Raw genomic sequence first — 1545 nt, forward strand, 5'->3', positions numbered from 1 at the left:
AAGCGTTGATATGATTCCCGCTGTCAATAGGCGCAGCTGTTTCCCTACCGAACATTCTTTTCCGGCATTGAAGAACCTGAATGAGTGACCTTGGGCAAGTAAGTGTCGGCGGTTGACCTTGCTGATATACGCGGGTTTGGTTATCCGCATGACTTGTTTGCGCCGTTGGAGCCTTGCCTCAGTCTAGGAGCGCGAATTTAAATCGCCTAACGCTCTCGAGGGTTGCTCGCACCGCTGCCGCCGGTCGGGCTCATTCAGGTTGTAACTGACTTCTTTTTTTAGCTCATTGTGTTGTTGATTTTGGATTACCCTACTGCCTTGCTGTTGGGCTCAAATCGTTGCGCGATGTCCCAGATAAACCCAAGTAACTCACGGGCCACAGCCACCACCACTTTGTTTTGCTCTTTGCCTTTGGCCTTCATCCGCCGGAATTTGTTGCACAACCGAAGTTGCGCTTGCCATGAGCGCTCTTGTAAGTTCACAGAATGCTCTTGCTGCCTGATTTGCAACTCGCGCGAGACTTTGGGTGAAAAGCGATACGCCCATGCCGCTTCAATCAATATGCGTCTGGCGTGGGTGTTACCACATTTAGTGATGCCACCTATCTTTTGGCGTTGGCCGCTGGAATGCTCAGAAGGGGTTAACCCAACAAAATTCATTAGCGAGCGAGGATTGGCAAAGCGCCGCATATCGCCAAGCTCGGCCACTAAGGTAATAGCGCTTAAAAAACGGATACCGCGCAAGACTGTTAGAAATTGCACCAACGGATACCAACACCATTGCTGGCCCAGATGCTCTAATTCCCGCTCGATGTGCTGCAAGCTTTGGTAGCGATGTTCAACAATGCCGATGTAGTGCTGAAAGGTGATTTTCTTGGCAGGCTCAATGAAGTGAATGTCGGCCAAATGGCGTTTATGGGCATCGCTCCAGTTATCTCTTCCTGAATACGAATGACCGTTACGCAGCAGAAACGACTTCAATCGCTGGCGAGCTTGGCGCAAGTCCAACATGCAATCTTCTCGGCAACGTATTAAATCACGAATGGCTTCATCATCGGCATTGGGTATGTGAATCGACGACAGCAAACCCGCTTTGGCTAACCGCGCTAACGCCATCGCATCGCGCCGATCAGTTTTGACCTTGTCGCCGGGCGCTTTGGGGATGAGCGATGGTGCCACCACCCAGCATTCAATGCCTTTACGCTCGAGCATTCGGTACAACCAATAGCCGCACGGCCCTGCTTCATAAATCACCACTAACTTGCTGGCTTTGCTTGAGAATTTCTTGATAAGGTGGCCGACAGAACGACTGTTGGTGGGGATGGTGCCGTAAAACAAAACGGCTTCATCTTGATTAGAAACAAACGCGACATCCGTGGTTTCTTTGTGCACATCCAGGCCGATGAAAATCGTGCTAGGGTTAGACATGTCGATCTCCTGTTTTCTGTTAACGAGTAACGCCCATTAACAGTGTGGCTCTGGTTCGACTAACCCACGATAAAGCGCAGGAGATCGACACTTCAGCTCAGGGAATCATGATGTCTAG

1 protein-coding gene is annotated in these 1545 nt (G+C 50.4%); it reads right to left on the reverse strand.

Features of this window, described 5'->3' with window-relative positions; translation table 11 throughout:
* Window positions 1-305: 305 nt before the first annotated feature.
* Window positions 306-1427, reverse strand: coding sequence for an IS110 family RNA-guided transposase (locus IC617_RS18725; RefSeq protein WP_191146508.1), 1122 nt, complete (start codon window positions 1425-1427; stop codon window positions 306-308).
* Window positions 1428-1545 lie beyond the last annotated feature (118 nt).

This window comes from Neiella litorisoli, from assembly GCF_014773395.1.
Taxonomy (GTDB): Bacteria; Pseudomonadota; Gammaproteobacteria; order Enterobacterales; family Neiellaceae; genus Neiella; species Neiella litorisoli.